This window comes from Curtobacterium flaccumfaciens, assembly GCF_018598405.1.
In the GTDB taxonomy this organism is placed as follows: Bacteria; Actinomycetota; Actinomycetes; order Actinomycetales; family Microbacteriaceae; genus Curtobacterium; species Curtobacterium aurantiacum.
In genome coordinates, this window is record NZ_JAHEWS010000058.1 from 1 (window position 1) to 2160 (window position 2160).

Below are 2160 nucleotides of genomic sequence, written 5' to 3' on the forward strand. Positions count from 1 at the left end.
GGCGGGGGCCGGTGGGGGCGTGGGAGAAGTACCACGAGGTGGGGCCGACGCGGTTCTGACGGGGGGCGTCGCTCGTGGTGCGCGCGGGCGGGGGCGGGGCGAGTTTTTGCGGTGGGCGACAGCTCACGCGCTCGCGGCCCCGTGGACTGTCGCTGAGCCCGAAACCCGGGAGCGCCGTCGCGCCGTCGCCCGGCCTGCTCGGCCGCCCGCCTGCCCGCTTACGCCCAGCCGAGCTCGTGCAGCCGCTCGTCGTCGATGCCGTAGAAGTGGCCGATCTCGTGCACGAGGGTGGTGTGCACCTCGTCCTTGAGTTCCTCGACGGTGTCGCACTCGGCCAGGTGCTGCTTCCGGAACACGACGATGCGGTCGGGCAGCTCACCGAAGCCGTACTGCCCGCGCTCGGTGGCCGCGATGCCGTCGTAGACGCCGAACAGGTCTTCGCCGTTCTCCGGTTCGTCCTCGACCACGAACACCACGTTGTCGAGCCCGTCGACCATCTCGTCGGGCAGCAGGTCGAGCTCATCGGTCACGAGCTGTTCGAACGCCTCGGCGGACATCTCCATCACGGAGGGATCGTCCCACATTGCTCTGACCACTGGCGGCTCGCGGCTCGCGGCTCGCGACTCGCGGCGAAGCCGCACGGCGCCGGAGGCGCCCAGACAAACACTGAGGGAGAGCCCCGGTTGCGCTCCACGCAACAGGACTCTCCCTCGACTGGGGTGAATAACGGGTCTCGAACCCGCGACCTCCTAGACCACAACCAGGCGCTCTACCAACTGAGCTATATCCACCATGTTCGAACCGGCGGACCGGCGCGACCACTCAATAGTAGTACATGCGGGACGGGGCGCGGACCACCCGTGTCGCTACTCGGCCGCGGGCTGCGCCAGCCGTGACTCCCACTTCGCCACGACGTCGGCCTGGACGGCACGCACGTCGTCGGTGCTCGGGCCGGGCTCGGCGACGAAGCCGGCGCGGCGGTAGTACTCGAGCTCGCGGATCGACTCGAGGATGTCCGCGAGGGCCCGGTGCCCACCGTGCTTCTCCGGCGCGTTGAAGTACACGCGGGGGAACCAGCGGCGGCAGAGCTCCTTGATGCTCGACACGTCGACGCTTCGGTAGTGCAGGTGCCCGTCGACCCGCGGCATGTACTTCGACAGGAACGCGCGGTCGGTGCCGATCGTGTTGCCGGCGAGGGGTGCGGAGCCCTCGGCGGGGACGTGCTGAAGGATGTACTCGAGCACCTGGTACTCGGCGTCCGCCAGGCTCACGCCGTTCGGGATCTCCTCGATGAGCCCCGAGGTCGTGTGCATGTTCGTCACGAACTCGTTCATGTTGTCGAGCGCCGATTGGTCGGGCTTGATGACGATGTCGAAGCCGGGGTGCACTGGCTCGAGGTCGAAGTCGGTGATGACCACGGCCACCTCGACGAGTTCGTCGACCTCGAGGTCGAGGCCGGTCATCTCGCAGTCGATCCAGACGAGGCGGTCATTCGCGGTTGCCATGCCCTCGATCCTATTCCCGCCCTGCGTGCTGCCCGTACGTGCCGCCGCCCGCCTGCCCGCACGTGCGTGACCGCCTCTTCTGCCGAGCGGGCGAAATGCCAGGGCCGCCCCATGGACGCACCCGGGTGTTCCGCCCGCTCGCCCGCGGACCGCTGGGTGCGGGCTCCCGCGACGCGCACCGTTCCGCGAGCGGGCGAAATGCCGGGGTCGCCTCGCGGACGCACGCCGGTGTTCCGCCCGCTCGTCCGCGGGCGGGCTGGATGGTGGCGGCGGCGACCGCCTGGAGGCCCGTGGCGACTCCGTCGCGCCGACCCGCGCCTCCAGGCGGTCCCGTCCACCCCGTCTTCCGCACCGATCTCGGCACCCCTGTCATCCGCCATCTGCCTCGCTCCCGCGAGCGGGCGAGATGTCCGGGTCGTCCTGCGGACGGACCCTGACATCTCGCCCACTCGCCGGGACGGCCGCCTCGACCTGGCGGGGTGGGAACGAGCGGGCGGAATGCCTGGGTCGTCCTGCGGACGGACCCGGACATTTCGCCCGCTCGTCCGGGGGGCGTGGACGAGCGGATGGGAACGCGAGCGGGCGAAATGGTGGGGTGGCCTCAGGGGCGCACCCCGGCATTTCGCCCGCTCGGGGGGGCGGGGACGGCGAAGGG

2 protein-coding genes and 1 tRNA gene are annotated in these 2160 nt (G+C 70.6%); all 3 read right to left on the reverse strand.

All coding sequences use genetic code 11. From position 1 onward, the window contains the following. Positions 1 to 218: 218 nt before the first annotated feature. A complete protein-coding gene (locus KK097_RS17735; protein ID WP_214545627.1) occupies positions 219 to 563 on the reverse strand; it encodes a metallopeptidase family protein in 345 nt (114 codons plus the stop codon). Positions 564 to 715: 152 nt separating this feature from the next. Beyond that, positions 716 to 791 (reverse strand) — tRNA-His (locus KK097_RS17740). Between the two features lie 75 nt (positions 792 to 866). Beyond that, a complete protein-coding gene (gene orn, locus KK097_RS17745; protein ID WP_214545626.1) occupies positions 867 to 1505 on the reverse strand; it encodes an oligoribonuclease in 639 nt (212 codons plus the stop codon). Between the last annotated feature and the right edge of the window lie 655 nt (positions 1506 to 2160).

What these genes read in the sequence shown, in the direction of transcription:
- orn (WP_214545626.1), bottom strand. Translation starts at nt 1,505, where the DNA reads ATGGCAACCGCGAATGACCGCCTCGTCTGGATCGACTGCGAGATGACC.
- KK097_RS17735 (WP_214545627.1), bottom strand. Translation starts at nt 563, where the DNA reads ATGGAGATGTCCGCCGAGGCGTTCGAACAGCTCGTGACCGATGAGCTC.